Raw genomic sequence first — 24252 nt, 5'->3', positions numbered from 1 at the left:
CGCTAACCCCCGCAGTCAGCCCCGCACCGCCGCCAGCGCGTCGCGGACGGCGTCGACGGCGACTCTGACGTCGGCGTCGTCCGTGCTCCAGTTGCTCACCGAAATCCGCAGGATATCGCGGTCCTGCCAGCGTGACCCGGACATCCAGACTCGGCCATCAGCCATGACCCTCTCCGTCACGGCCCGGGTCACGGCGTCGTCGCCAAACGCCAGGGACACCTGGGTGTAGTCGACGTCGTTGAGCACCTCCACGCCGTCCAGCGCCCCGAGCTGCTCGGCCAACTGCGCGGCCCGCTGCACGAGCGTGCGGACCTGGCTGGCGACGCCGTCGCGGCCCAGGGATTTCAGCGCCGCCCACACAGGGACGCCCCGCGCGCGGCGGGAGAGCTCAGGCACGGACTCGAACGGGTCCCCGGCACCGTCCGCGGCCTGGATCAGGTAGCTGGTGTGCAGCCCCATCGCCGACCGCAGGGCCCGGGCGTCGCGCACGATCACGATCCCGCAGTCGTACGGGACATTGAGGGTCTTGTGCGCATCCGTCCCCCACGAATCGGCCAGCCCGAGTCCCGCGGTCAGGGCGGACAACTCGGGCACGGCGGCCGCCCAGAGTCCGAAAGCCCCGTCCACGTGCACCCAGGCGCCGTGCGCCTTCGCGACGGCGATGGCCTCGGCGAAGGGGTCGAAGGCGCCCGAATGCAGGTTGCCGGCCTGCAGGCACACCAGGGCCGGGACCGGGCGGCCGTCCTCCCCCGCACGGAGCGCAAGGTCCAGGGCGCAATCCAGCTCGGCCGGGATGATGCGCCCCTGGCGGTCGGACGGCACCACGGTGGGACGTCCCAGCCCCAGGTAGCGCAGGCCGAGGTCGATGGTGTCGTGCCGTTCCTGCCCCGCAAAGCAGCGGATCCGGGGCGCACCGGCGAGGTCGTCGCCGTCGAGGTCCCAGCCGGCGTCGGCCATGAGCCGCCAGCGGGCGGCGGCGAGGCCGGTGAAGTTGGCCATGGTGGCGCCGGTGGCGAAGCCGACGTCGGACTCCCCGGGCAGACCCAGCAGCTCAAGGATCCATTTGCCGGCGGCTTCCTCGATCGCGGCGGTGGCGGGCGTGGCGAAGCGCAGCCCCGCGTTTTGGTCCCAGGCGCTGAGCAGCCAGTCGGCCGCCAGCGCCGCCGGCAGCGTGCCGCCGATGACCCAGCCGAAGAACCGCCCGGACGGCATGGCCATCAGCCCGGGTTCGGCCTTGGCCGCAAGATAGTCCACCACTTCCGCCGCCGGCATGCCCTCTTTGGGCAGCGGTCCGCCGAAGTCGGCCGCCAGCTCGGCCGCCGTGACCTGCGGCCCGATTCGGCGTGTTCCCTGGCTCTCAAGCCACCGGCGTGCGTGTCCGGCCGCGGCCTCGAGGGCATCCCGGTAGCGTTCCTCACCTGCTGACATAGCTGCATGCTACGCCCGGGGCCAGCGGACCGGGAGTCCCATGCGGGTTGCCGCGGAACCAGGCGGCTTAGGACAGGTTGTCCTGCCAGACGTCGGAACCGAGCTTGATGATCAGCGCGCCCACCACCACCAGGAACACGATCCGGATGAACTTGCTCCCCTGCCGGACCGCAGTCCGGGCACCGAGGTAGCCGCCGGCCATGTTCGCCATGCCCAGCAGCAGCCCGAGCCCCCACAGCACGGCGCCGTGCGGAATAAAGAACAGCAGAGCGCCGGCGTTGGTGGCCACGTTCACGATCTTGGCCTTGGCGCTGGCCTCCAGAAAGGCGTAGCCCATGGCCGAGACGAGGGCGATGATCAGGAACGATCCGGTGCCGGGACCGATCAGGCCGTCGTAGAAGCCGATCACGCCGCCGATCAGGCAGGCCACCACGTAGTGCCGGTGCCCCTCGTGGCGCAGCTTGGTCAGCTCACCGATGCCGGGCTGGAAGGCGGTGAAGAGCGCGACGGCGATCAGCGCCAGCACGATGATCGGCTTGAACACGCTGGCCGGCAGGTTGGCGGCCAGCGCCGCACCGCCGTAGCTGCCCGCCAGCGCGATCGCTGCCATGGGCAGGGCGGTGCGCAGATCGGGCCGGACGCGGCGGTAGTACGTGGCCGCGCTGGTGCTGGTGCCGAAGATGGAGCCCATCTTGTTGGTCGCCAGCGCCTGGACCGGGCTGATGCCCGGCACCAGGAGCATCGCCGGGAGCTGGATGAGCCCGCCGCCGCCGACGACGGCGTCGACCCATCCGGCCGCCAGGCCGGCCACGACGATCAGGATGACAGTTCCGAGCTGGATCGATTCGAGTCCGGAGACCATTGCCTAGTGCGGCCCGGGGCGGCGCGCCATCAGCTGTTGCGCACGGCGTTGACCACGTAGTCAACAGCCTTGTCAACGGCTACATTCTCGGCACTGCCGCTGCGGCGGTCCTTGATCTCCACGACGCCGTCCACGAGTCCGCGCCCGACGGCGAGGATGGTGGGGACGCCGACGAGTTCGGCGTCGCCGAACTTCACGCCGGGGGAAACCTTGGGGCGGTCGTCATAGATGACGTCCAGGCCGGCAGCCTCGAGCTCCAGGGACAGTTTTTCGGCGGCGGCGAAGATCTCCTCGCCGCGGCCCACGGCCACAACGTGGACGTCGGCGGGAGCGACGGCGCGCGGCCAGACCAGGCCCCGGTCGTCGTGGTTGGACTCTGCCAGGGCCGCCACGGCGCGGGTGACGCCGACGCCGTAGGAGCCCATGGTCACCACCACCTGCTTGCCGTTCTGGTCCAGGACTTTCAGGTCCAGGGCGGCGGCGTACTTCCGGCCCAGCTGGAAGATGTGGCCCATTTCGATGCCGCGGGCGGTTTCGAGGGGACCGGAACCGTCGGGAGCCTCGTCGCCGGCGCGCACCTCGGTGCACTCGATGACTCCGTCCCAGCCGAAGTCGCGTCCGGCGACGAGGCCGAAGACGTGCTTGCCGGCCTCGTTGGCGCCGGTGACCCAGGCAGAGCCGCTGACGACGCGGGGATCCACGAGGTAGAGCAGCTTTGCGGCGCCCTCGCTGCCCAGCAGCGGCGCGTCCAGGGACATGCCGGGGCCGAGGTAGCCCTTGACGATCAGGGGCTGCTTCTTGAGGTCGTCCTCATTGGCGGCTTCGAGCGTGATCTCGCCGGCAATCGGCAGGAAGGACCCGATGTTCGCCTCGACGCGCTTGAGGTCCACACCGCGGTCTCCGGGGAGGCCGATGACGACGATCTGGCGTTCGCCGGTGGGCAGCGTCACGGCGAGGACGACGTTCTTGAGCGTGTCGGCGGCGGTCCAGGGGCCGCCGTCGGCCTCTGTGCGCGGAACCAGCACGTTGGCGGCGTCGACGAGGGTCTCGATGGTGGGGGTGTCCGGGGTGTCCCGGACTTCGGCGGCCGGGGCGTTGCTGAAGTCGATGTCCGCGGGGACCACTGTGGTGACGGCCTCGACGTTGGCCGCGTAGCCGCCGGCCGAGCGCACGAAGGTGTCCTCACCGATCTCGGTGGGGTGCAGGAATTCCTCGCTCTTGGACCCGCCCATGGCGCCGGCGGTGGCAGCAACCGGAATCACTTCGAGGCCGAGGCGCTCGAAGATCTTCAGGTACGCGCCGCGGTGGGCGGCGTAGCTGTCGTCCAGGCCGGCGTCGTCGACGTCGAAGGAGTAGGAATCCTTCATGATGAATTCGCGGCCGCGCAGCAGGCCTGCGCGGGGACGCGCCTCGTCGCGGTACTTGTTCTGGATCTGGTAAATGCTCAGCGGCAGGTCCTTGTACGAGGAGTACAGGTCCTTGACCAGCAGGGTGAACATTTCCTCGTGCGTGGGGGCCAGAAGGTAGTCGTTGCCCTTGCGGTCCTTGAGCCGGAAGATGCCCTCGCCGTATTCGGTCCAGCGGTTCGTGGCCTCGTAGGGTTCCTTGGGCAGCAGCGCCGGGAAGTGGACTTCCTGGGCTCCGATGGCGGTCATTTCCTCGCGGATGACCTGCTCCACTTTGCGCAGCACACTGAGCCCCAGCGGCAGCCAGGTGTAGATGCCGGGCGCGGCCCGCCGGATGTAGCCGGCGCGGACCAGGAGCCGGTGGCTGGCCACCTCGGCGTCGGCGGGATCTTCGCGCAGGGTGCGCAGGAACAGCTTGGAGAGTCGAAGGACCACAGGTGGGGTATCCGTTTCTGGGGAAGTGCGGGCAAAGCCTTAGAAAAGCATCTAGGTACTAATCTACCGTCCGGAGCGCACCGCTTTGCCGCGCCGGCCCCGCTGCGGCCCCGCTTCTCCTCCGCTTCTCCCCCGCTTCTGCGGAGCGCGGCGCATGGAAGAGCCACGCCATAACTGATGGAAGCCCCTGGCCGTTTTCCGGCTGGTCATCCCGTCATGGCGTGGCTCCGTGGCCCCAGCACCCCCAGATCTCAGGCTGCGAGCTACTTGGTGTCGTCTCCAGGCGTTGTCTTCCCCGGAAAATGCGTTGGGGAGTGTGCGCGCCTATGCGACACGGCTAGGTAGAACCTATGTGACATGCGGCCGGGAAGCAATAGTCTGCAACCGGATATTTTCGGCATGTCGTTGCGGATCCATGCGCGGCGGCAATCGGGCTACTTCCCGACGAGCGCGGCGGCCTGATCCAGTAATTTTCCGGCCCGGGAGATGGCGTCGGCCTCGCTGCCGCCACCTGCCGCGCTGACGGTGATGAGAACGCCGTCCTGGATCACCTGTCCGGTGATCGCAGATTGCTTCCGGCCACCCGGCAGTGCGGTGTCTGTCCGGTACGCGACGGTGCCCGGGGTTGAGCCGACTCCGGCCAGCTTGGTCAGTTTGAGGTCCACTTTGGTGCCATTGGTCGTGAATGAAAGGGCTGAGCACTTATTGAAGTCCTCGCCCTGGGCGAGTCCCTTCTTGAGGAGCTTGGCGTCAGCCCGGAACGCCAGGGAGACACCCGTGGAAGCGCCCGTCCCGGCATCTTGGGCCACCCCCGCCGCGACCGCCGTGCCCTCGGTCGAGGCTGCCTGGCCACCAAGGGCCAGAGCCGCGCACTCCGCGGGTTCCACCGAGATCGATGCCAGCAAGGACTTTGCCTGTTCGACCGACTTCTTGAGATCGGCAAGCGGCATCACGGTGAGCGGCTTGCCGTGCGCATCCTTCAACTGTGCCACGAGGGCCGTCAGTTCATCGCTCGTGTAAGCCTTGGCTTGCGTCTGGGTGGGAGTAGGCGTCGTGGCCGCGCTGGGAACCGTGGTTGCGGCCTGGGCTTGCGCACTCTTGGCTGTATCCGGCGAGCCGGTGGGCGTGCCACATGCGGCCAATCCCATGGCGCCCCAGGCGAGGAGCGCCGAGGCCCCGAAAATGCGCAGCACTGATGTCTTCATGTTTCCCCCAAAAAACTAGACCGGCCAGCCGGCATTTGCCCGCTAGAAGAGCACTGTAGCGAACGTGCCCACCTGGCGAAAGCCCACCCGATCGTAGGTGGCGCGTGCCTTGGCGTTGAACCCGTTGACGTACAGGCTGGTCACCGGCGCGAGGGTCTGGGCGAGGACGACGACGGCGGCCATGTAGCCCGCGCTCAGTCCCAGTCCGCGGAAGTCGGGATTCATCCAGACGCCCTGGACCTGGGTCACTTCCGGCGTGACGGCGCCGAGTTCGGCCTTGAAGACGACATCGCCGGCGGCGTTCACGTGCACGAGGGAATGGCCCTGGCGGATGAGGCTCTTGACGCGCCGGCTGTAATACTCCCTGCCGCCGAGGTAGGGCGAATAGCCCACTTCTTCCTCGAACATTGCGGCGCATGCGGGCAGGATCTTGTCGAAGTCAGCCAGCTGGCCAAAGCCGAGTGCGGGTTCGGGCCGGACGGCGGGCGGCCCCGCAATCGTCAGCAGGGGCTGGTGGTCCCGGACTTCGTGGGCCGTCTGGCCGAGCTGCTCCAGCGCCGCGTAGAGAGCCAGCACAGTTTCGGCGGGGCCAAAGATCGAGGCGTAGCGGCGCCCGGAGCGGTGCGCGGCCATCGCAATGAGGCCGGCGAGCTCGGGCGCCAGCTCGATCGGCACCAGGTTGGCGCCGGCCCAGCAGGCACCGAGGAGGGTGCCGCCGTCGAACACGCCAAGAATGCTGGCGCCCCCGGCCGTGGGAGACGCCGTACCGGCGGTCTCCAGATGCGAGAGGATGAAGACATTGGCGACGGCGTCCCGGTGCGCCAGGGCCAGCAGTTGTCCGGTGTCCGCGCCGCCAAGGACCCGGACGACGACGCCGGGAGCGGCGTCGTCCTTACGAGACGCTAACCACGGGGCTACCCTTGACAGCATCTTCGCCATCGGCGTCCCCCATCTCTTCTGCGATACGCATGGCTTCTTCGATCAGTGTCTCAACAATCTGATCCTCCGGGACAGTCTTGATGACCTCGCCCCTGACAAAGATCTGGCCCTTGCCGTTGCCGGAGGCAACGCCGAGATCGGCCTCGCGGGCCTCGCCGGGACCATTGACCACGCAGCCCATGACTGCCACGCGCAGCGGGACTTCCATGCCTTCCAGGCCAGCGGTGACCTGCTCGGCGAGCGTGTAGACGTCCACCTGGGCGCGGCCGCAGGACGGGCAGGAGACGATTTCCAGCTTGCGGGGGCGCAGGTTGAGCGACTGCAGGATCTGGTTGCCCACCTTGATTTCCTCGACCGGCGGGGCCGAGAGGGAGACGCGGATGGTGTCGCCGATCCCGCGGGAGAGCAGGGCGCCAAACGCCGTGGCGGACTTGATGGTGCCCTGGAAGGCCGGTCCGGCCTCCGTGACGCCGAGGTGCAGGGGCCAGTCGCCCTTTTCGGCCAGCATCTCGTAGGCGGCGACCATGATGACCGGGTCGTTGTGCTTGACGGAGATCTTGAAGTCGTGGAAACCGTGCTCCTCGAAGAGCGACGCCTCCCAGACGGCGGATTCCACGAGGGCCTCCGGGGTGGCCTTGCCGTATTTCTTCATGATGCCCGGTTCCAGGGATCCGGCGTTGACGCCGATCCGGATGGAGGTGCCGTGGTCCTTGGCGGCGCGGGCGATCTCCTTGACCTGGTCATCGAACTTGCGGATGTTGCCCGGGTTCACGCGCACGGCGGCACAGCCGGCCTCGATCGCGGCGAAGACGTACTTCGGCTGGAAGTGGATGTCCGCGATCACCGGGATCTGGGACTTCTTGGCGATGATCGGCAGCGCCTCGGCGTCATCGGCCGACGGGCAGGCGACGCGCACGATGTCGCAGCCGGAGGCCGTGAGTTCCGCGATCTGCTGCAAGGTGGCGTTGATGTCGGTCGTCGGCGTCGTGGTCATGGACTGGACGCTGATGGGCGAATCGGAGCCGACGCCGACTGATCCCACCTTGATCTGGCGCGTCTTGCGGCGGGGGGCAAGGACGGGGGGCGGTGCTGACGGCATTCCCAGGCTGACCGAGGTCACATGGACTCCCTTTTAGAATTCGAAGTTGCGAAGGTGCGGGCGGGACGGGCTAGGCGTGCTCGGCCAGAAGACCGGTCAGCGGCGCCCACACGGTGGTGCGGGTGCCCGAGATGGCACCGGCGGCTGCGAAGGGGTCCTGCCGCAGAAGGTCATTCAAGGCCGCCTCATCGGCGGCCTTGAAGATGAGCAGCGCGCCTGCACCGTCGCCGTAGGGGCCGCTGGCCAGCAGGGCGCCTTCACGGGCAAGATCCGCGGTCCATTCGCGGTGTGCCGGGCGGCTGGCATCGCGGACCTCGGATGATTCGGCGTCGTACACGTACTCCACAGCAAAAACAGTCATATGGATACACTATCGCCCTGTTTGCCCGGTTCCCATCCGGAGGCTCCGGGGCACGCGGTCAGCCGAGGAAGAGGACCTTGGCCAGGGCGGCCACACCGGCTGCCCAGAGCATGGAGGTGAGGGTTCCGATGATGAACCGCTCGGCCGCCACCGGGGTGGCTTTCAACTCGGCAAACCGGCCGAGGCCCTTGATGGCCACGACGTAGGCGATGGCGACGGGCTGGCCGGCCAGGATCGCCAGGCACACGGCGAACCGTTCCAGGATGCCGATAATGGCGCCGCCGCGCAGGATGCGCACGCTGCTGACGGTCTCGGCGGGCGGCGCGGCGGCCGCCGCTGCCGGGGTAGGCGCTGCTGCGTCCGGCCCGGCCGGCTCCGGGGCCGCCTGGAGGTCGGGGTCCGTGGTGGAGTCGGCGGCGGGGTCCTCGGCCGCGTCCCCGCCGGCGCCGGCGTCGCTTCCGGCGTCGCTTCCGGCGTCGCTTCCGGCGGCGGCCCGGTCATCAATGGTGCGGGCGAGGCGGAACACCCAGGCAGTGACCGGCCAGCCGACGAATCCTGCGGTGAGCAGGGCCAGCGTGATCCACAGGGCGTTCACTTCTCTCCTTCGGTGCTGTCGTGGGCGAGGGTCAGCAGCAGTTCTGCGGCCGGCCTCGCGGCCCATTCTTCCTGCCAGCCCGAGCGCAGGACTGCGCGGCTCACCGACTGCTCCGTGATTCCGAGTTTCTGTGCCGCTATTTTTTGGCTGCCGTGGGTTCCGTGGGTGTCTTGCCGCACCGAGCGCAGCACGTCCACCACCTTCCATTGCGCCGCGGTCCGGTCCTGGACCAGGCGGCCAATCAGTCGGAGCACCGCCTCCGCATTGGCGCAGGCCCTGGCCCCCTGGGATCCGCTGGCGCCGTCCGCGGCCGTGGTTGCTGCATTTGCATTTGCCCGACGGCGGTCGCGGCCGGCAACCACGGCGAGGGGAACATGGGCGGCCGCCCCCTTGGCCCGGTCGACGGCGGACCGGGCCGCCACGAAGGCGGGACCGGAGCCTTCGCGCGGGCTGGCGGGCAGCGGCAGGTCCACCTCCCCCACCCCGATGCCGACATACCAGCGGCCGCTGCGCAGGGCGTGCAAGGCGATCTCCACCACCTCGTCGGCCCGTTCCACGACGCCCTGGACCTCGTCGCCCACCGAACGCTCAAAGCGCCCGGCGGTGGAGAGTGCGCTGAGCCCCTTCAGGAGGCTGGGGACCCGGTCGATGTCGCCCGTGCTGCCGCGCTGGTCGATTGTCATGACGTACATGACCCCAGCCTAGGGAGCTGATCGGGAATAATCAACCGTTTTCAACTGATTACTTAAAATCAGCCTAAATAGGCTTATAGATGATAGTCAGCGAAATTTGGCTGAAATGCCAGCCGGGCCTATCCGAAGAGGTTGACCGGCTTGACGATGTCGGCGTAGATCAGCAGCGCGCCCATGCCCATCAGCAGCACCGCCACCACATACGTCACCGGGAGCAGCTTGGCGATATCGAAGGCGCCGGGATCCGGGCGGCCGAACAGCTTGGCGATCTGGCGCCGGGCCCCCTCGTACAGCGCGCCCGCAATGTGGCCGCCGTCGAGCGGCAGCAGCGGAATGAGGTTGAAGACGGCCAGGGCGAAGTTGAGTCCGGCCAGCAAACCCACCAGGGCGGCGAAGCGGGACTGCAGCGGGACCTCCTCCATCGCGGCGACCTCGCCGGCCACGCGGCCCACGCCCACCACGCTGATGGGGCCGTTGGGGTCCCGGGGTTCCTCGCTGAAGGCTGCCTTGGCCACGCCGGCCACGCGCTCCGGCAGGTTCACCACCACACCGGCGACCTGCTTGATGTTCTCCCCCGCCATGGGCAGCACGGCCGACGCCGGCTGCTGCACGAGTGCCGTCTGGGCGCCGATGCCCAGGAAGCCGACGTCCTGGTATTGGAGGCTTCCGTCAGCGGCCTTGGCCTGGCGGCCGTCGGGACCGAGAACCGGGCGGGCGGAGAGCACGGGCGTGACGGTTGTCGAGACGGTGGCGCCGCCGCGCTCCACGGTGATGCTCACCTGCCGGCCCGCCGAGGCGCGGATCCAGCCGGTGAGTTCGTCCCACCCGGTGACGGCCTTGCCGTCGAAAGAGGTGATGGTGTCATTCGGCAACAGGCCCGCGGCCGCGGCCGGGGTGGGCTTGCAGTCGGCGGAGTCCGGGTCCACGGTCTCGCCGGCCTTGACCTGGCACTTGGAGACGTCCGCGATCGTGGTGGTCTGGCTGGCGGTGCCGAAACCCATCAGCAGCACCGCGGTCAGCACGACGCCGATCAGCAGGTTCATCGCGGGCCCGCCGAGCATGATGATGATCTTTTTCCAGACCGGCAGCCGGTAGAAGACCCGGGTTTCGTCGCCGGGGCCGATTTCCTCGTGGGCCAGGGAGCGGGCATCGGATGCCAGTGACTGGAACATTCCGGTGCTGGAGGTCCGGACGGTGCCGTCTTCCTTGTTCGGCGGGTACATCCCGATCATGGACACGTAGCCGCCCAGCGGGATGGCTTTGAGGCCGAACTCGGTTTCGCCCCTTTTCTTCGACCAGACGGTGGGTCCGAAACCGATCATGTATTTGGTCACGCGGACCTTGAAGAGCTTGGCCGGGAGCAGGTGCCCGACTTCATGCAGGGCAATGGACACGGCGATGCCGATCGCCACGAAGACGACACCGAGGACAAAGAGGAGGACGGGGCTCATACTGTGATCTGCTGCTTCCTAGACGCTTCTTACGGCTAAACGTTCGTGGGTGCGGGCGCGTGCCCATCTTTCAGCATCCAGTACGGACTCCACCGTCAGCCCGGAGGAGCCTGAGTGTTCGCTGAGGACGGCATCGATGGTGTCCACAATGTCGGTGAACCGGATCTGCCCGGCGTGGAAGGCCATCACCGCTTCCTCGTTCGCGGCATTGAACACGGCCGGGAAGGTGCTGCCCTGCGTGGCGGCCGCCTTCGCGAGGTCGACGGCGGGGAACGCCACGGTGTCCAGCGGCTCGAACGTCCAGCTGGTGGCCTTGCCCCAGTCGCAGGCCCTGGCGGATCCGGGGACCCGGTCCGGCCAGCCGAGGCCGAGGGCAATGGGCAGGCGCATGTCCGGCGGCGAGGCTTGGGCGATCGTGGAGCCGTCGACGAACTGGACCATGGAATGCACCACAGACTGCGGGTGGACCACGACGTCGATCTTATCCAGGGGGATGTCGAAGAGCAGGTGCGCCTCGATCACCTCCAGGCCCTTGTTGACGAGGCTGGCGGAGTTGGTGGTGACCATCAGGCCCATGTCCCATGTGGGGTGGGCGAGGGCGTCCTGCGGTGAGACGTCGTGCAGTTCGTCCCGGGTCTTGCCGCGGAACGGCCCGCCCGATGCCGTCAGGATCAGCCGGTCCACTTCCGCGGCGGAGCCGGAGCGCAGGCACTGGGCAATGGCCGAGTGCTCCGAATCCACGGGGACGATCTGCCCTTCGCGGGCCGCGGCCTTGACCAGGGCGCCGCCGACGATCAGGGACTCCTTGTTGGCCAGTGCCAGCGTTGCCCCGGAGGCGAGGGCGGCCAGGGTGGGGGCAAGTCCGATCGAGCCGGTGATGCCGTTGAGGACGACGTCGGCGGTGATTTCCGCGACCCGGGTGGAGGCGTCGGGGCCGGTGATGAGTTCGGGGCTGTACCCGATGAGTCCTGCCGCGCGGGCGGCGTCGTCGATCATGCGCCGGAGGGCGGAGGCATCACCGGAGGCGACACCGACAGCCTGGGCGCGGGTGTGGACGGCCTGCCGGGCCAGGAGTTCGAGGTTGCTGCCGCCGGCGCTGAGCGCGACGACCTCAAAAAGGTGCGGGGCGCCGTCGACGACGTCAATCGCCTGTGTGCCGATGGAACCGGTGGACCCGAGGAGGACGATTTTGCGCGGCTGCATGATTCAAGTATCCCGCACCGCGCCGGTGCGCCGCGTCCGCCTCGAGGTGGCACTTCACGGCAGCCGCGGCGTGCAGCAGTGCCGTGAAGTGCCAGCTCGACGCCGTCGGGTTGAGTCTTCCGCCGCTCGTTGACGCAGCAGGGCGGAGGCGTAACGTGGAAAACGTGGAGTGGACCGCGTGGTTCGACGCGCCGGAGTACGAGTTCGCCCGGCAGGTGCTGCAGCGCAGCACCGCCACCCTGTATTTCGTGGCCTTCCTCTCCTCGCTGAACCAGTTCCCGGCCCTCCTCGGCGAGCGCGGCCTGTTGCCGGTGCCGGCGTATCTCGAGGGCTTCAACCGTTTGGGCCGGCCCAGCCTGTTCCGCTGGCGCTACTCGGACCGGCTGCTGCGGACGGTGTGCTGGAGCGGCATGGCCATTGCCGCCACGCTCATCGCCGGGCTGCCGCAGCTCGGGCCGCCGTGGGTTCCGCTCATCGCGTTCCTGGCCCTGTGGCTGTTGTACATGTCGATCGTGAACGTGGGGCAGACGTTCTACGGCTTCGGCTGGGAGATGCTGCTGCTGGAGGCCGGGTTCACGGTGGCCTTCCTTGGCTCCGACCAGACTCCCCCGCCCCGGACCATCCTGATCCTGCTGGTCTGGCTGGTGTTCCGGCTGGAGTTCGGCGCCGGCCTGATCAAGATCCGGGGCGGCCAGGAATGGCGGGACCTGACGGCGCTGTACTACCACCACGAGACCCAGCCGATGCCGGGGCCGCTGAGCCGGCAGGCCCACCTGCTCCCCAAGGCCTGGCACCGGCTGGAGGTCCTGGGCAACCATTTCGCCCAACTGGTGGTGCCCTTCTTCCTCTTTGCCCCGCAGCCGCTGGCCAGCGCCGCCGCCGGAATCATCATCTTCACCCAGCTGTGGCTGGTGGCGAGCGGAAATTTCGCCTGGCTGAACTGGATGGCGATCATCCTGGCCTTCGCGGCGGTCAGCGATCCCGTGGCGCACGCCGTGATTCCGGCGATCCCGCTGGACTGGCATGCCGCGGCTGTGTCCCCGTCCGCAGGAACCGGAGCAGGAGCGGCGGTGGGCGCAGCCGGGGTGGGCAGCCAGGCGCCGGTTCCTTGGCTGGTGGTGGTCCTTGTGGCCACCGTGCTGCTGGTGGTGCTCAGCTACCGGCCCATCGAGAACCTCTTCTCCCACCACCAGTTGATGAACGCATCCTTCAACCGCTGGCAGTTGGTCAACACCTACGGCGCGTTCGGCACCGTCACGAAGCGGCGGATCGAGATCGTGGTGGAGGGGACCCTCGACGAGGACCCCGGGGACGACGCGGACTGGCGGGAGTACGGGTTCAAGGGCAAGCCCGGCGACGTCCGGCGCATCCCGCGCCAGTACGCCCCATACCACCTGCGGCTGGACTGGCTGATGTGGTTCCTGCCGCTGCGTACCGTGCACGAGGAGTGGTTCTACGCGTTCCTGGCCAAGCTGCTGGCTGCGGACCGGCCCACGCTGCGGCTGCTGCGCCACGACCCGTTCGACGGCGGACGGCCGCACTGGATACGTGCCACCAGCTACCTCTACCATTTCTCCACCCGGGCCGAGTTCCGTGCGACGGGCCAGCGCTGGATCCGGACGCCGCTGTATGTCGTCATCCCGCCGTCGCGGCTCCCGGCGCCGCGCCCGACGTCGGAGGCGTGAGGCCCGGCGCGGTGCGGCCCGGCGCGGTGCGTTGCGGCCCGGGGCGGTGCGTTCCCGTGGGCCCGTTTACCGCAAATGGCCGGAATGAGTGTCGTCATTCCGGCCATTTGCGGCAATTCAGTCCAACGCCCGCGCTTAGACGGACACCTCTTCCTTCGCCGGCGCAGCCTCCAACGTTGCCTGGCGGCGGCGCAGCCACCACGAGGCGGCGAAGATCAGTGCCATGGAGACGTACACCACCAGGGCGAACGGCGAGGCGAACAGGGCCGTGGGGTCGTTTTGCGAGAGCTGCAGCGAACGCCGCAACTGCACCTCGAACATCGGCCCCAGGATCATCGCCACCACCATGGGCGCCACGGGATAGCCGTAGCGGCGCATGAAGTAGCCCAGGATGCCCACTATCAGCAGGATGCCGACGTCGCTCGGGGAGAAGTTCACCGAGAAGGCGCCGAGGGCGGCGAAGACCAGGATGCCGGCGTAGAGGTAGGGCCGCGGGATCTGCAGGATCTTCACCCACAGGCCCACCAGGGGCAGGTTCAGCACCAGGAGCATGAGGTTGCCGACGTACAGCGACGCGATCAGGGTCCAGACAAGCGCGCCCTGGTTTTCGAACAGGAGCGGGCCGGGCTGGATCTGGTAGCGCTGGAACGCCGTGAGCATCATGGCCGCCGTCGCCGTCGTCGGGATTCCGAGGGTCAGCAACGGCACCAGGACACCGGCGGCCGCGGCGTTGTTGGCCGCTTCCGGTCCGGCGACGCCTTCGATCGCGCCTTTGCCGAACTGGGCCTTGTTGGCGCCCTTGGCCAGCTTCCGCTCGGCGGCGTAGGACAGGAATGTGGAGACGTCCGCGCCGCCTGCCGGGACGGTGCCGATCGGGAACCCGATGAAGGTTCCGCGCAGCCACGGCTTCCAGGACCGCTTCCAGTCCTCCTTGGACAGCCAGGCGTTCTTGCCCTTGCTGACTGGGATCAGCTCCACCGGGCCGTGCCGCAGCTTCGATGCGACGTAAAGCGCCTCGCCGAGGGCAAAGAGGCCCACGGCCACGAGGACCATGTCGACGCCGTCCACCAGGGTGGGGTTGTCGAACGTGAAGCGCTGCTGGGCCGTGCTGTCATCGATACCGATCAGGCCGATGAACAGCCCGAGCGCCAGTGATGCCAGGCCGCGCAGGACGGAGGCGCCCAACAGCGCACCGACGGTCAGGAAGGCCACCACCATGAGGGCCACGTAGTCCACGGGGCCGAGGCCGACGGCGAAGTCGGCCACGACGGGCGCCAGGAAGGTCAGCAGGACCGTGGCGATGGTGCCCGCGATGAAGGATCCGATCGCCGCCGTCGCCAGGGCTGCCGCTCCCCTGCCGGCCTTGGCCATCTTGTTTCCTTCGAGCGCCGTGACGATCGAGGAGGACTCGCCCGGCGTGTTCAGCAGGATGGAAGTGGTGGAACCGCCGTACATGCCGCCGTAGTAGATCCCGGCGAACACGATCAACGCGGCCGCGGGGTCCAGGGCATAGGTGATGGGCATGAGCAGGGCCACGGTCATGGCGGGGCCAATGCCGGGCAGCACCCCGACGGCGGTGCCGACGAAGACCCCGCCCAGCGCGTAGAGCAGGTAGACGGGCTGCAGCGCGGTGCTGAATCCCTCGAGCAGGAGCATGAAGCTATCCATGGAAGAACGGCACCCCCTCGAACAGCGGCCCTGGCGGCAGGGACACGCCGAGCAGGCCGCCGAAGACGTACTGCAGCACCAGCGCCAGGATCACGGACACGGCGATCGCCTTCCAGAGGGGTTTGGCGTCCAGAGACCAGGCGGCACCGCTGAAGAGCACGGCGGCGGCCACCGGCCAGCCGGCCGGCTCGATCAGGAAGATGTGCAGCACCACGAAACCCACGAGTTTGGCCAGGGCCACCCAGTCGGTCTTGGCGGTCACGTCCAGGTCTTCGCTGTCCTCGGCCTGCCCGACTTTGCCGCGGAGGACCTGCAGGACCACCCCGGCGCCGCACAGCACCAGCAAGCCGCACACGATGTAGGGGAAGGCCCGCGGGCCGATGCCGGTCTCCGACGGCGGGATCGGAATGGATCCCGCCGTCGCCAGGCCCGCGACGCCCACGCTGACGAACACGAGGGCGAACAGGATCTCCCCGGTCGGCCGCTTGGCGGGCGCCGCAGCGGGCGCCGCGGCGGGTGCAGACGTTGATGCGAGGTCAGACACTGTTACTTGACCAGGCCGATCTGGGTCAGGGTGGTCTTGACCTTGGCGATGTCCTCGGTCAGGAAGGTCTTGAAGCCGTCACCGGCCAGGAACGCGTCGTCCCAGTTGTTCTTGGTCAGGGTGGACTTCCAGGCCTCTGACGCGTGCAGCTTGGTGACGACGTCGGTCAGCTTCGCTCGCTGGGCGTCGTCGATGGACCCGGGGGCCACCACGCCGCGCCAGTTGGTCAGCACGACGTCGATCCCCTGGTCCTTGAGCGGCTTGATCCCGGGAAGCGCCGGGGCCTCGGCCTTTCCGGAGACGGCGAGCGCCCGGACCTTGCCGGCCTTGACCTGTTCGGCATACTCGCCCACGCCGGAGATGCCGGCCTGGACCTTGTTGCCGAGCAGCGCCGCGATGGACTCGCCGCCACCGGAGTAGCCGATGTAGTTCAGCTTGTCCGCCTCCACCCCCTGGGATTTCAGGATCTGCCCGGCCAGGATGTGGTCCGCGCCCCCGGCCGAGCCACCCGTGATGGCCACGCCCTTGCCGTTGGCCTTGATGTCCGCGACGAGGTCGGCGACCGACTGGTATTTCGACGACGCCGGCACCACGAGAACCAGCGGCTCTTCAGTGAGCCGCGCGATCGGGGTGGTGTCTTCGAGCCGGGTCTTGGCGCCATTGGTCTCGACCGCACCCACCATGACGTAGCCCATCACCATGAGGGTGTTGACGTCCTTCTCGGTGGCGAGCTTGGCGAGGCCGTTGGTCCCGCCGCCGCCGCCAATGTTGGTGACCTGGGCGGAGGAGACGAGCTTGTTGGTCTGCAGGTCCTGCTGCATGGCACGTCCGGTCTGGTCCCAGCCACCGCCGGGGTTGGCCGGGACGATGATGCTGAGCTTCTTGATCGGATCGGCGCCCGCGGACCCGCCGGCAGCGGTGCCGGTTCCGCTTCCCGCGCAGGCGGACATGGCCAGGACGACTCCGGCGGCGCCGGCAATGAGGGCGGCGCGACGTGTGTGGGTGGGACGCGTGAAAGCGGGCCGCGTGAAAAAGTTCTGGGAAGTCATGGTTTCTCCTAGGGCGAATGTGATGCACATCATTGGAATCACGTCACTGACCCTAGGAGCGCCCGCCGAACGGCAACAGCATTTGGCCGTAGAGGTAGTAGTGGTCATATTGGTCACGGCCCCGGCCGTCTTTTTGGCGGGCGGGCTGCGCCCCCAATGGGAAACTTGTGACATGTTTCACAAGATTCCCCTTCGGTTCCAGCTGGTCGCATTGCAGCTGGGCATCGTGCTGGCTGTCCTCACGGTGGTGGGGGCCGTGACCATCCGGATGCAGGAACAACAGCTCCGTGACGCCTACAAGGGCCGGCTGATCGGCGTCGCCGAAAGTGTTGCCCAGCTGCCCTCGGTCATCAACGCGTTCGGCACATCGTCGCCGGCCCAGACAATACAGCCGATCGCGGAAGTCATCCGGCAGGCATCCAACGTCACCTATGTGGTGGTGACGGACCGGCACGGGGTCCGTCAGTCGCACCCCAATCGGGCGGAAATCGGCCGGCCGGTCTCCACCGATCCGTCCGTGCCGCTGTCCGGGGAGATCTACGTGGGTACCCAGACGGGCACGCTCGGTGAGTCCTGGCGGGTGAAGGTTCCCATCTTCGATGCGGCCGGCGCCGTGATCGGCTCCGCATCCGTGGGGGTGCTGGAGAGCACCCTGGCCGCCGACCTCCATGAGGACATGCCGCAGCTGTTCGGCTGGCTGCTCGGGGCGGCACTGCTGAGTTCGCTGGGCGCGATGTATGTCTCGAAACTGGTGTGGCGGCGGATCTACAAACTCGAGCCCGAGGACATCGCTGCCCTGCTGGAAACGCGCGACGCCATGCTCCACGGCCTGGGTGAAGGACTGGTGGCCGTGGACGCCGACGGCAGGGTCGCGCTGGTCAACGATGAGGCACGCCGCCTGCTCGCCCTGGCAGGGGACATCACCGGGACCCCTGCAGCGGCAAGCCTGGAACCGGCGGTCCTCCGCTTGCTCTCGGCCGGATCCGCCACGGAGGAACTGGTGCTCTCGGGTGAACGGATCCTGCTGGGCAAGGTCAATGCGGCCACCGTCGACGGCCGCGAAGTCGGCAAGGTGCTGATCCTGCGCGACCGCACGGAGCTCCACACCGTCCTGCGTGACCGCGACGGCGCCGTGGACGTGACGCAGGCACTCCGCGCCCAAGCGCACGAATTTGCCAACAAACTGCACGTCATCTCCGGGCTGCTGGAGCTTGGAAAGCAGGACAAAGCCATCGAATACCTGGGCCGCAGCCACAACGACGCCGTGTTCGCGAACCGGCCGCTGGCGGCCGGAATCACCGACCACGGGGTCCAGGCGCTGCTGATCGCCAAGTCCACGGTCTGCGCCGAGCGCGGCATCGAGATCATCGTCAGCCCGGATTCGCTGTGTTCGGTTGATGACTCGGGCGACGTCATCACGGTGCTGGGCAACCTGATCGACAACGCTGTGGACGCTGCGGGTTACGACAGCACTGTTGCCATCCGGCTGGGCGAGAGCGCCGACGGCGGGCGGACCATCGTGGTGGAGGACGACGGACCCGGCGTCCCGGTTCCTGAACGCGCTAAAGTGTTCGAGCCCGGCGTGACCAGCAAGGAGTCCGAGGGAATCAACAGCCGCGGGTTTGGGCTGGCCCTGGTCCAGCGGGTTGCCCTCCGGCGCGGAGGCCGGGCGGCAGTATCCTCATCGGCGTTGGGCGGAGCCTGCTTCTCGGTAGTGCTCAGAACAAAAGAGGCGGAACTACAAAACCAATGAACGCCATACGCACCCTCATCATTGACGATGACGTAGCAGTGGCCGGGATCCATCACGGGTTCCTACTGGCACGCGGCGGATTCGACGTCGTGGCCATGGCCCACACCGGGCAGCAGGGCATCGATCTGGCCGCGGAGCTGGGCCCGGAGCTGGTGTTGCTGGACATCCATCTGCCGGACATGTCCGGCCTGGACGTCCTGCAGCGGCTGCGCGCGCGCCGGCGGCCCGTGGATGTCCTCGTGATCACCGCGTCCCGGGAGCTGGACACGGTCCGCGGCGCGATGGCCGGCGGGGTGCTGCACTACCTGGTCAAGCCCTTCTCCTCGCAGGCATTGAACGAACGGCTCGACGAGTACGTCATGCTGCGGGACGATCTGGCCTCCGGCGCTTCCGGGCCGCTTGACCAGGCGAGCATCGACCGCCTGGTGGCGCCCTCCCGCCGGTCCGCGGTGGCGGAAACCCCGGCGGGTCAGCCCGCCCAGCCAGACCAGGCCGCCGTACGGCTGCCCAAGGGACTGTCGCGCCCCACCCTGGACGCGGTCATCGAGGCACTGAAGGCCAGTCCGGAGGACGTCTCCGCGGCCGGCCTGGCGCTGCAACTGGGCCTGTCCCGGGTCAGCGCCCGCCGCTACCTCGAGTACCTCGTGGTTCACGGCCATGCCCGGCTGACGCCCCGCTACGGAGCCGCGGGCCGGCCGGAGAACCGCTATCTCTGGCGCCGCTGAACATGTCCGGTTCTTGGAGGCAGCAATGAGCATGTCCAGTTCATGACGGCCACACAGAGCATGTCCAGTTCATGACGGCCACACAGAGCATGTCCAGTTCATGACGGCCACACTGAGCATGTCCAGTTCATGACGGCCACACTGAGCAGGTCCAGTTCATGACGGCCACACGGGACACGTGGCACAAATGCGGGGCACGGGCCTGGGGTTGCGCGGCACAGGGCACCCATTTGACGCAGATGGCCGCAAAACGATCAGCCAATCCGGCCATCTGTGGCGAATCGCGAAGTCCAGCCCGGCAGAGTCCCACCTCGGCACCCACGAAGTTGCCCGGCGCCAGCCCCGGGACGCCGGCCACCCAGGGACGCATCGGCACAAGGCCTCGGAGAATGGTCGAGGATTCAGAGCCACAGTCAATTGACGCAGATGGCCGCAATAGGCCCAGCCAATCCGGCCATCTGTGACGAATCGGCGAAGTCCAGCCCGGCAGGATCCCACCTCAGCACCCACGAAGTTGCCCGGCGCCAGCCCCGGGACGCCGGCCACCCAGGGACGCATCGGCACAAGGCCTCGGAGAATGGTCGAGGATTCAGAGCCACAGGGCACCCATTTGACGCAGATGGCCGCAATAGGCCCAGCCAATCCGGCCATCTGTGACGAATCGGCGAAGTCCAGCCCGGCAGGATCCCACCTCGGCACCCACGAAGTTGCCCGGCGCCAGCCCCGGGACGCCGGCCACCCAGGGACGCATCGGCACAAGGCCTCGGAGAATGGTCGAGGATTCAGAGCCACAGGGCACCCAATTGACGCAGATGGCCGCAATAGGCCCAGCCAATCCGGCCATCTGTGGCGAATCGGCGAGTTTCACACGGCAGAGCTTCACCCGGGCACACGCTGGTGGGCACACGCTGGTGGGCACACGTTGTGGGCACACGTTGGTTGGCACACGCCGGTGGGCATCCGGCCCGCGGTCAGGACCCGACGCGGCCCGCGCGGCGCAGTGTGGACGCGGCGTGCTTGAGGATGGGCCCGTCGACCATCTTGCCCTTGAACTGGAAGACGCCCGAGCCTGCCGCGGAGGCGGCATCGAGCAACTCCGCGGCTGCCGAGACGTCGGCCTCCGAGGGTGCATAGGCTTCGCGGACCACGGCCACCTGGTCCGGATGGATGCAGGCCTTGGACGAGAATCCGGACGCCACCGCGTCACGTGATTCAAGTGCCAGTCCGGCCAGATCCGGGATGTTGACGTAGACGGCGTCGATCGCGTCCTTGCCGAAGGCGCCGGCGGCCAGCAGCACGCTGGAACGGGCGTGCAGCGCGACGGCCCGGTAGCTGCCGTCCTCCGCCCGGCTGGAAGTTCCGCCGAGCGATGCCAGCAGGTCCTCCGCACCCCACATCAGGGCCACCACATTGGGCTCGGCGGCGATGGCGGCGGCGTTGAGGACGCCGGCGGCCGTCTCGCAGAGGGCAATCACGCTGTAGCCCTCGAGTTCCCTCAGCTGGGCAGCGCTCTCCGCCTTGGCCAGCATGATGTGCCGGTACGGCGTGTGCTTGAGGCAGTGCATGTCCTTCTCGAACTCGTCCGTGCCGGCCGGGTTGACCCGGACGATCGTGCGGGACGGATCCAGTTCCGGGACGTCGCCGGTGGCGCCAAGCTGGGCAAGGATGGCGCCGCGGGCCCGCTGCTTGTCGGCAGGGGCGACGGCGTCCTCAAGGTCCACGATCACGGTATCGGCGCGTTCCGCGGCTTTTTGGTACCGCTCGGGGCGGTCGGCGGGGCAGAACAGCAGGGCAGGGCCCATCAGGAAACTCATGTCTCTATTCTCCCCTTTTGCGCCGCTTCCAGCTCGGCAGCGGCGTGGGCCTCGCGTGTCCACATCAGGCAGCTGCGGGCGGCGAGCGCCACCACGTCCCCGTGCTGGTTCCGTCCGGTGTGCTGCATGGTCACGATGCCCTGCCCCGGGCGGGACGCGGACAGCCTCTTCCCGGTCACCACCGTCTCCGTGTACAGGGTGTCCCCGTGGTACAGCGGGTGCGGAAAAGACACATCCGTCAGGCCGAGCTGGGCGATGATGGTGCCCTGGGTCAGCTGCGGCACGGACTGGCCCACCACGGTGGCCAGGGTGAACATCGAATTCATCAGCCGCTGGCCGAACGGCTGCCCGGCGCTCCAGGCCGCGTCGAGGTGCAGGGCCTGGGTGTTCATGGTCATGGTGGTGAACAGGACGTTATCCGTCTCCGTGAGCGTCCGGCCCGGCCGGTGGGCGTAGACCACGCCCTCCTCCAGCTCATCGAAATAGAGGCCGCGCTGCTCGATCACCCGGGGGGTGCCGGTACCCGGGTGCGCGCCCGTGCCCGGTGAAGTCGTGCCTGCATCACTCATACGGTCAGTTCCTGGTCTTCCTCAAAGAGTTCGGCTCCGGTGGCCGCCACGACGTCCTCCACAGACACGTTCGGCGCCAGTTCCCGCAGCACCAGCCGGGACTTCCCGCCCTCGGTCACGACGTCGATCACGGCGAGGTCGGTGATGATCCGGTCCACGCAGCCCTTGCCGGTCAACGGCAGCGTGCAGGTTTCCACGATTTTCGGCTTGCCGTTGCGGTCCACGTGATCCATCATCACGATCACCTTCTTGGCCCCGAACACCAGGTCCATCGCGCCGCCCATGCCCTTGACCATCTTGCCCGGGATCATCCAGTTGGCGAGGTCGCCGTTGGCGGCGACCTCCATCGCGCCGAGCACGGCCACGTCGACGTGGCCGCCCCGGATCATGCCGAAGGAGGCGGCGGAATCGAAGAACGCCGCGCCCTTGTTGACCGTGACGGTTTCCTTGCCGGCATTGATCAGGTCCGGGTCGACTTCATCCTCGGCCGGGTACGGCCCGACGCCCAGGATGCCGTTCTCCGAATGCAGCACCACCTCGACGCCGGCGGGAATGTAGTTGGGTATCAGCGTCGGCATGCCGATGCCGAGGTTGACGTACTGGCCGTTGTGCAGTTCCTGCGCCACGCGGGCCGCGAGTTCATTGCGGGTCCAGCCCTTGCCCTCAGTACCGGCCTCGTGTTCGACGGCGGAGCGCCGGTATTCGTGGCGCACGGCCTCGGGACGGGGCGGGGCCTCTGCGGCTTTGTTCGTTTCCACGGCTAGGCTCCTGCCTGCTCTGGCGACAGTTTTGGTGCGCCGGAGGCACCGGCGGCCACCGCAACCGTCCGCTTCTCAATGCGTTTCTCGCCCTGCGGGGCGAGAACCACGCGCTGGACGAAGATCCCTGGTACATGGACGTGCTCCGGGTCCAGCTCCCCCGGCTGCACGAGCTCCTCGACCTCGGCGATGGTGATCTTCCCTGCCATGGCGCACAGCGGGTTGAAATTCATGGCCGTGGCGTGGAAGACGAGGTTGCCGTGGCGGTCACCCTTCCAGGCGTGCACGAGCCCGAAGTCCGGTGTCAGCGATTCCTCCAGCACGTACTCGGCGCCGTGGAAGCTGCGGACTTCCTTCGGGGCGGAGGCAATCGCGACGTTGCCGTCGGCGTCGTACTTCTGCGGCAGCCCGCCGTCGGACACCTGGGTGCCGACGCCGGCCGGGGTGTAGAACGCGGGGATACCCGCGCCGCCGGCGCGCAGCTTTTCGGCCAGCGTGCCCTGCGGGGTGAGGACCACCTCCAGCTCGCCGGAAAGGTATTGCCGGGCGAACTCTTTGTTCTCCCCCACGTAGGAGCTGATGGTGCGCCGGATCCGGCCGTCCTTGAGCAGGATCCCGAGGCCCCAGTCGTCGACGCCGCAGTTGTTGCTGACGGTTTCCAGGTCCGTGGCACCGCGCTCATGCAGGGCCTCGATCAGCGTCACGGGAATGCCGCACAGCCCGAACCCGCCGACGGCGAGGGAGGCGCCGTCGTGAATGTCCGCGACAGCCTCGGCGGCGCTGGCAACAACTTTGTTGATCATCGGTGATCCTTCCGGCCGGCTACAGTCCCAGTTCGCGGGCGATCAGCATCAGCTGGACCTCCGTGGTGCCCTCGCCGACTTCAAGGATCTTGGAGTCGCGGTAGTGGCGCGCCACGGTGAATTCGTTGATGAAGCCATAGCCGCCGAACACCTGGGTGGCGTCCCGCGCGTTGTCCATGGCTGCCTCGCCTGCGACCATCTTAGCGATGGCCGCCTGCGTCTTGAACGGCTTGCCGGCAAGCATCCGGGCGGCCGCGTCGTAGTAGGCCAGGCGGGCCGTGTGGGCGCGGGCTTCCATCCGGGCGATCTTGAAAGCGATGGCCTGGTATTTGCCGATGTTCTGCCCGAACGCGCTGCGTTCCTTGGCGTACTTCACGGACTGGTCCACGCAGCCCTGGGCCGCGCCGACGGCCAGGGCCGCGATCGCGATCCGGCCTTCGTCCAGGATGGAGAGGAAGTTGGCGTAGCCGCGGCCCTGGGTGCCGAGCAGGTTCTCCTCGGGGACGTGGACGTTGTTGAACGTCAGCGGGTGGGTGTCCGAGGCGTTCCAGCCGACCTTGTTGTAGGCCTTTTCCGCTGTGAAGCCCGGAGTGTTGGTGGGCACCAGGATGGTGGAGATTTCCTTCTTGATGCTGCCGTCCGCGCGTTCCTCCTGGCCGGTCACCGCGGTGACGGTGACGAGCCTGGTGATGTCCGTGCCGGAGTTGGTGATGAACTCCTTGTTGCCGTTGATGACCCACTCACCACCGCCCAGCTTGGCGGTGGTCTTGGTGCCGCCGGCGTCCGAGCCGGCTTCCGGCTCGGTCAGGCCGAAGCTGGCGAGCGCCTTGCCGGAGGCCAGCAGCGGCAGCCATTCCTGCTTCTGCGCCTCATTCCCGAAGCGGTGGATCGGCATCGCACCGAGCGAGACGCCGGCCTCGAGGGTGATCGCGACAGACTGGTCCACCCGGCCGAGCTGTTCCAGGGCCAGGGCCAGGGCGAAGTAGTCCCCGCCCATGCCGCCGAACTCTTCCGGGAAGGGCAGGCCGAACAGGCCCATGTCCGCCATCTGGGAGACGACCTCGTAGGGGAAGCTGTGCTCTTCGTCGTGCTTGGCGGAGACCGGGGCCACCACTTCGTCGGCGAATTCGCGGACGGTGTCGCTAAGGATCTGGTAGTCCTCGCTGAGTTCAAAATCTGCCATGGGGTGACTCCTGTTTCTGAGGTAC

At 68.0% G+C, this 24252-nt stretch carries 22 protein-coding genes; 3 read left to right on the top strand and 19 right to left on the bottom strand.

Annotated elements, in window-relative coordinates:
• Positions 1–15 precede the first annotated feature (15 nt).
• From AC1DN2_RS04825 to dxr, 11 genes are all read right to left on the bottom strand, one after another.
• Complete coding sequence (locus AC1DN2_RS04825) at positions 16–1428, bottom strand: pyridoxal phosphate-dependent decarboxylase family protein (RefSeq protein ID WP_476849423.1); 1413 nt, start codon at positions 1426–1428, stop codon at positions 16–18.
• 67 nt (positions 1429–1495) lie between these two features.
• Positions 1496–2290 (bottom strand): sulfite exporter TauE/SafE family protein, encoded by a 795-nt coding sequence (locus AC1DN2_RS04820; protein ID WP_476849422.1) that lies wholly within the window; start codon positions 2288–2290, stop codon positions 1496–1498.
• 29 nt (positions 2291–2319) lie between these two features.
• Positions 2320–4131 carry a proline--tRNA ligase gene (locus AC1DN2_RS04815; protein ID WP_476849421.1) on the bottom strand — a complete coding sequence of 604 codons (1812 nt, stop codon included), beginning with the start codon at positions 4129–4131 and terminating at the stop codon, positions 2320–2322.
• Positions 4132–4565: 434 nt separating this feature from the next.
• On the bottom strand, positions 4566–5336 hold the full coding sequence (locus tag AC1DN2_RS04810; RefSeq protein WP_476849420.1) for a hypothetical protein: 771 nt from the start codon (positions 5334–5336) through the stop codon (positions 4566–4568).
• A gap of 42 nt (positions 5337–5378) precedes the next feature.
• Positions 5379–6266, bottom strand: coding sequence for a GNAT family N-acetyltransferase (locus AC1DN2_RS04805; RefSeq protein ID WP_223914221.1), 888 nt, complete (start codon positions 6264–6266; stop codon positions 5379–5381).
• Complete coding sequence (gene ispG, locus AC1DN2_RS04800; RefSeq protein WP_028277109.1) at positions 6229–7395, bottom strand: flavodoxin-dependent (E)-4-hydroxy-3-methylbut-2-enyl-diphosphate synthase; 1167 nt, start codon at positions 7393–7395, stop codon at positions 6229–6231. The genes AC1DN2_RS04805 and ispG overlap by 38 nt, the downstream gene beginning before the upstream one ends.
• Positions 7396–7444: 49 nt before the next feature.
• Positions 7445–7735 (bottom strand): YciI family protein, encoded by a 291-nt coding sequence (locus AC1DN2_RS04795; RefSeq protein WP_079551403.1) that lies wholly within the window; start codon positions 7733–7735, stop codon positions 7445–7447.
• A 58-nt stretch (positions 7736–7793) separates the two neighbouring features.
• Positions 7794–8330, bottom strand: coding sequence for a hypothetical protein (locus tag AC1DN2_RS04790; protein ID WP_476849419.1), 537 nt, complete (start codon positions 8328–8330; stop codon positions 7794–7796).
• The gene (locus AC1DN2_RS04785) at positions 8327–9022 is read right to left on the bottom strand and encodes a MarR family transcriptional regulator (RefSeq protein ID WP_476849418.1); all 696 of its coding nucleotides are present in this window, start codon (positions 9020–9022) and stop codon (positions 8327–8329) included. The genes AC1DN2_RS04790 and AC1DN2_RS04785 overlap by 4 nt, the downstream gene beginning before the upstream one ends.
• Before the next feature lie 119 nt (positions 9023–9141).
• Positions 9142–10473 (bottom strand): M50 family metallopeptidase, encoded by a 1332-nt coding sequence (locus AC1DN2_RS04780; RefSeq protein ID WP_476849417.1) that lies wholly within the window; start codon positions 10471–10473, stop codon positions 9142–9144.
• 18 nt (positions 10474–10491) lie between these two features.
• Complete coding sequence (dxr, locus tag AC1DN2_RS04775; RefSeq protein ID WP_476849416.1) at positions 10492–11676, bottom strand: 1-deoxy-D-xylulose-5-phosphate reductoisomerase; 1185 nt, start codon at positions 11674–11676, stop codon at positions 10492–10494.
• Positions 11677–11840: 164 nt separating this feature from the next.
• Here dxr and AC1DN2_RS04770 point away from each other — a divergent pair, with 164 nt between their 5' ends.
• Positions 11841–13361 carry a lipase maturation factor family protein gene (locus AC1DN2_RS04770; RefSeq protein ID WP_476849415.1) on the top strand — a complete coding sequence of 507 codons (1521 nt, stop codon included), beginning with the start codon at positions 11841–11843 and terminating at the stop codon, positions 13359–13361.
• A 135-nt stretch (positions 13362–13496) separates the two neighbouring features.
• On the opposite strand, the gene AC1DN2_RS04765 is transcribed toward AC1DN2_RS04770, so the two are convergent.
• From AC1DN2_RS04765 to AC1DN2_RS04755, 3 genes are read right to left on the bottom strand one after another with little or no spacing between them, the layout of a single operon-like run.
• Positions 13497–15029 carry a tripartite tricarboxylate transporter permease gene (locus AC1DN2_RS04765; RefSeq protein WP_476849414.1) on the bottom strand — a complete coding sequence of 511 codons (1533 nt, stop codon included), beginning with the start codon at positions 15027–15029 and terminating at the stop codon, positions 13497–13499.
• Positions 15022–15573, bottom strand: coding sequence for a tripartite tricarboxylate transporter TctB family protein (locus AC1DN2_RS04760; RefSeq protein WP_476849413.1), 552 nt, complete (start codon positions 15571–15573; stop codon positions 15022–15024). Before AC1DN2_RS04760 ends, AC1DN2_RS04765 begins: the two co-directional genes overlap by 8 nt.
• Positions 15574–15575: 2 nt before the next feature.
• Positions 15576–16622, bottom strand: coding sequence for a Bug family tripartite tricarboxylate transporter substrate binding protein (locus AC1DN2_RS04755; protein WP_476849412.1), 1047 nt, complete (start codon positions 16620–16622; stop codon positions 15576–15578).
• 172 nt (positions 16623–16794) lie between these two features.
• Between AC1DN2_RS04755 and AC1DN2_RS04750 the strand changes: the two genes are divergently transcribed.
• Positions 16795–18375, top strand: a complete 1581-nt coding sequence (locus AC1DN2_RS04750) for an ATP-binding protein (RefSeq protein ID WP_476849411.1) — start codon at positions 16795–16797, stop codon at positions 18373–18375.
• Positions 18372–19100, top strand: coding sequence for a response regulator (locus AC1DN2_RS04745; RefSeq protein ID WP_476849410.1), 729 nt, complete (start codon positions 18372–18374; stop codon positions 19098–19100). The genes AC1DN2_RS04750 and AC1DN2_RS04745 overlap by 4 nt, the downstream gene beginning before the upstream one ends.
• A 971-nt stretch (positions 19101–20071) precedes the next feature.
• On the opposite strand, the gene AC1DN2_RS04740 is transcribed toward AC1DN2_RS04745, so the two are convergent.
• From AC1DN2_RS04740 to AC1DN2_RS04720, 5 genes are read right to left on the bottom strand one after another with little or no spacing between them, the layout of a single operon-like run.
• Positions 20072–20914: an HpcH/HpaI aldolase/citrate lyase family protein gene (locus AC1DN2_RS04740; RefSeq protein WP_476849409.1), complete on the bottom strand. Its 843-nt coding sequence runs from the start codon at positions 20912–20914 to the stop codon at positions 20072–20074.
• The gene (locus tag AC1DN2_RS04735) at positions 20911–21483 is read right to left on the bottom strand and encodes a MaoC family dehydratase (protein WP_230007337.1); all 573 of its coding nucleotides are present in this window, start codon (positions 21481–21483) and stop codon (positions 20911–20913) included. The genes AC1DN2_RS04740 and AC1DN2_RS04735 overlap by 4 nt, the downstream gene beginning before the upstream one ends.
• Positions 21480–22241, bottom strand: a complete 762-nt coding sequence (locus tag AC1DN2_RS04730; protein ID WP_476849408.1) for a CoA transferase subunit B — start codon at positions 22239–22241, stop codon at positions 21480–21482. The genes AC1DN2_RS04735 and AC1DN2_RS04730 overlap by 4 nt, the downstream gene beginning before the upstream one ends.
• A 2-nt stretch (positions 22242–22243) precedes the next feature.
• Complete coding sequence (locus tag AC1DN2_RS04725; protein ID WP_476849407.1) at positions 22244–23044, bottom strand: CoA transferase subunit A; 801 nt, start codon at positions 23042–23044, stop codon at positions 22244–22246.
• Positions 23045–23063: 19 nt separating this feature from the next.
• A complete protein-coding gene (locus tag AC1DN2_RS04720; RefSeq protein ID WP_476849406.1) occupies positions 23064–24227 on the bottom strand; it encodes an acyl-CoA dehydrogenase family protein in 1164 nt (387 codons plus the stop codon).
• Positions 24228–24252: the final 25 nt, after the last annotated feature.

It is taken from the genome of Arthrobacter sp. 01L42, assembly GCF_056400005.1.
This window is presented reverse-complemented; position numbering and strand designations above follow the sequence as displayed.

Excerpts from the sequence above, each read along its gene's own strand:
- AC1DN2_RS04755 (WP_476849412.1), bottom strand. The coding sequence starts at position 16,622 with ATGACTTCCCAGAACTTTTTCACGCGGCCCGCTTTCACGCGTCCCACC.
- AC1DN2_RS04785 (WP_476849418.1), bottom strand. The coding sequence starts at position 9,022 with ATGTACGTCATGACAATCGACCAGCGCGGCAGCACGGGCGACATCGAC.
- AC1DN2_RS04735 (WP_230007337.1), bottom strand. The coding sequence starts at position 21,483 with ATGAGTGATGCAGGCACGACTTCACCGGGCACGGGCGCGCACCCGGGT.
- AC1DN2_RS04750 (WP_476849411.1), top strand. The coding sequence starts at position 16,795 with ATGTTTCACAAGATTCCCCTTCGGTTCCAGCTGGTCGCATTGCAGCTG.
- AC1DN2_RS04740 (WP_476849409.1), bottom strand. The coding sequence starts at position 20,914 with ATGAGTTTCCTGATGGGCCCTGCCCTGCTGTTCTGCCCCGCCGACCGC.
- AC1DN2_RS04745 (WP_476849410.1), top strand. The coding sequence starts at position 18,372 with ATGAACGCCATACGCACCCTCATCATTGACGATGACGTAGCAGTGGCC.
- AC1DN2_RS04780 (WP_476849417.1), bottom strand. The coding sequence starts at position 10,473 with ATGAGCCCCGTCCTCCTCTTTGTCCTCGGTGTCGTCTTCGTGGCGATC.
- AC1DN2_RS04810 (WP_476849420.1), bottom strand. The coding sequence starts at position 5,336 with ATGAAGACATCAGTGCTGCGCATTTTCGGGGCCTCGGCGCTCCTCGCC.
- AC1DN2_RS04825 (WP_476849423.1), bottom strand. The coding sequence starts at position 1,428 with ATGTCAGCAGGTGAGGAACGCTACCGGGATGCCCTCGAGGCCGCGGCC.
- AC1DN2_RS04795 (WP_079551403.1), bottom strand. The coding sequence starts at position 7,735 with ATGACTGTTTTTGCTGTGGAGTACGTGTACGACGCCGAATCATCCGAG.
- AC1DN2_RS04765 (WP_476849414.1), bottom strand. The coding sequence starts at position 15,029 with ATGGATAGCTTCATGCTCCTGCTCGAGGGATTCAGCACCGCGCTGCAG.
- AC1DN2_RS04725 (WP_476849407.1), bottom strand. The coding sequence starts at position 23,044 with ATGATCAACAAAGTTGTTGCCAGCGCCGCCGAGGCTGTCGCGGACATT.
- AC1DN2_RS04820 (WP_476849422.1), bottom strand. The coding sequence starts at position 2,290 with ATGGTCTCCGGACTCGAATCGATCCAGCTCGGAACTGTCATCCTGATC.
- dxr (WP_476849416.1), bottom strand. The coding sequence starts at position 11,676 with ATGCAGCCGCGCAAAATCGTCCTCCTCGGGTCCACCGGTTCCATCGGC.
- AC1DN2_RS04720 (WP_476849406.1), bottom strand. The coding sequence starts at position 24,227 with ATGGCAGATTTTGAACTCAGCGAGGACTACCAGATCCTTAGCGACACC.
- AC1DN2_RS04805 (WP_223914221.1), bottom strand. The coding sequence starts at position 6,266 with ATGCTGTCAAGGGTAGCCCCGTGGTTAGCGTCTCGTAAGGACGACGCC.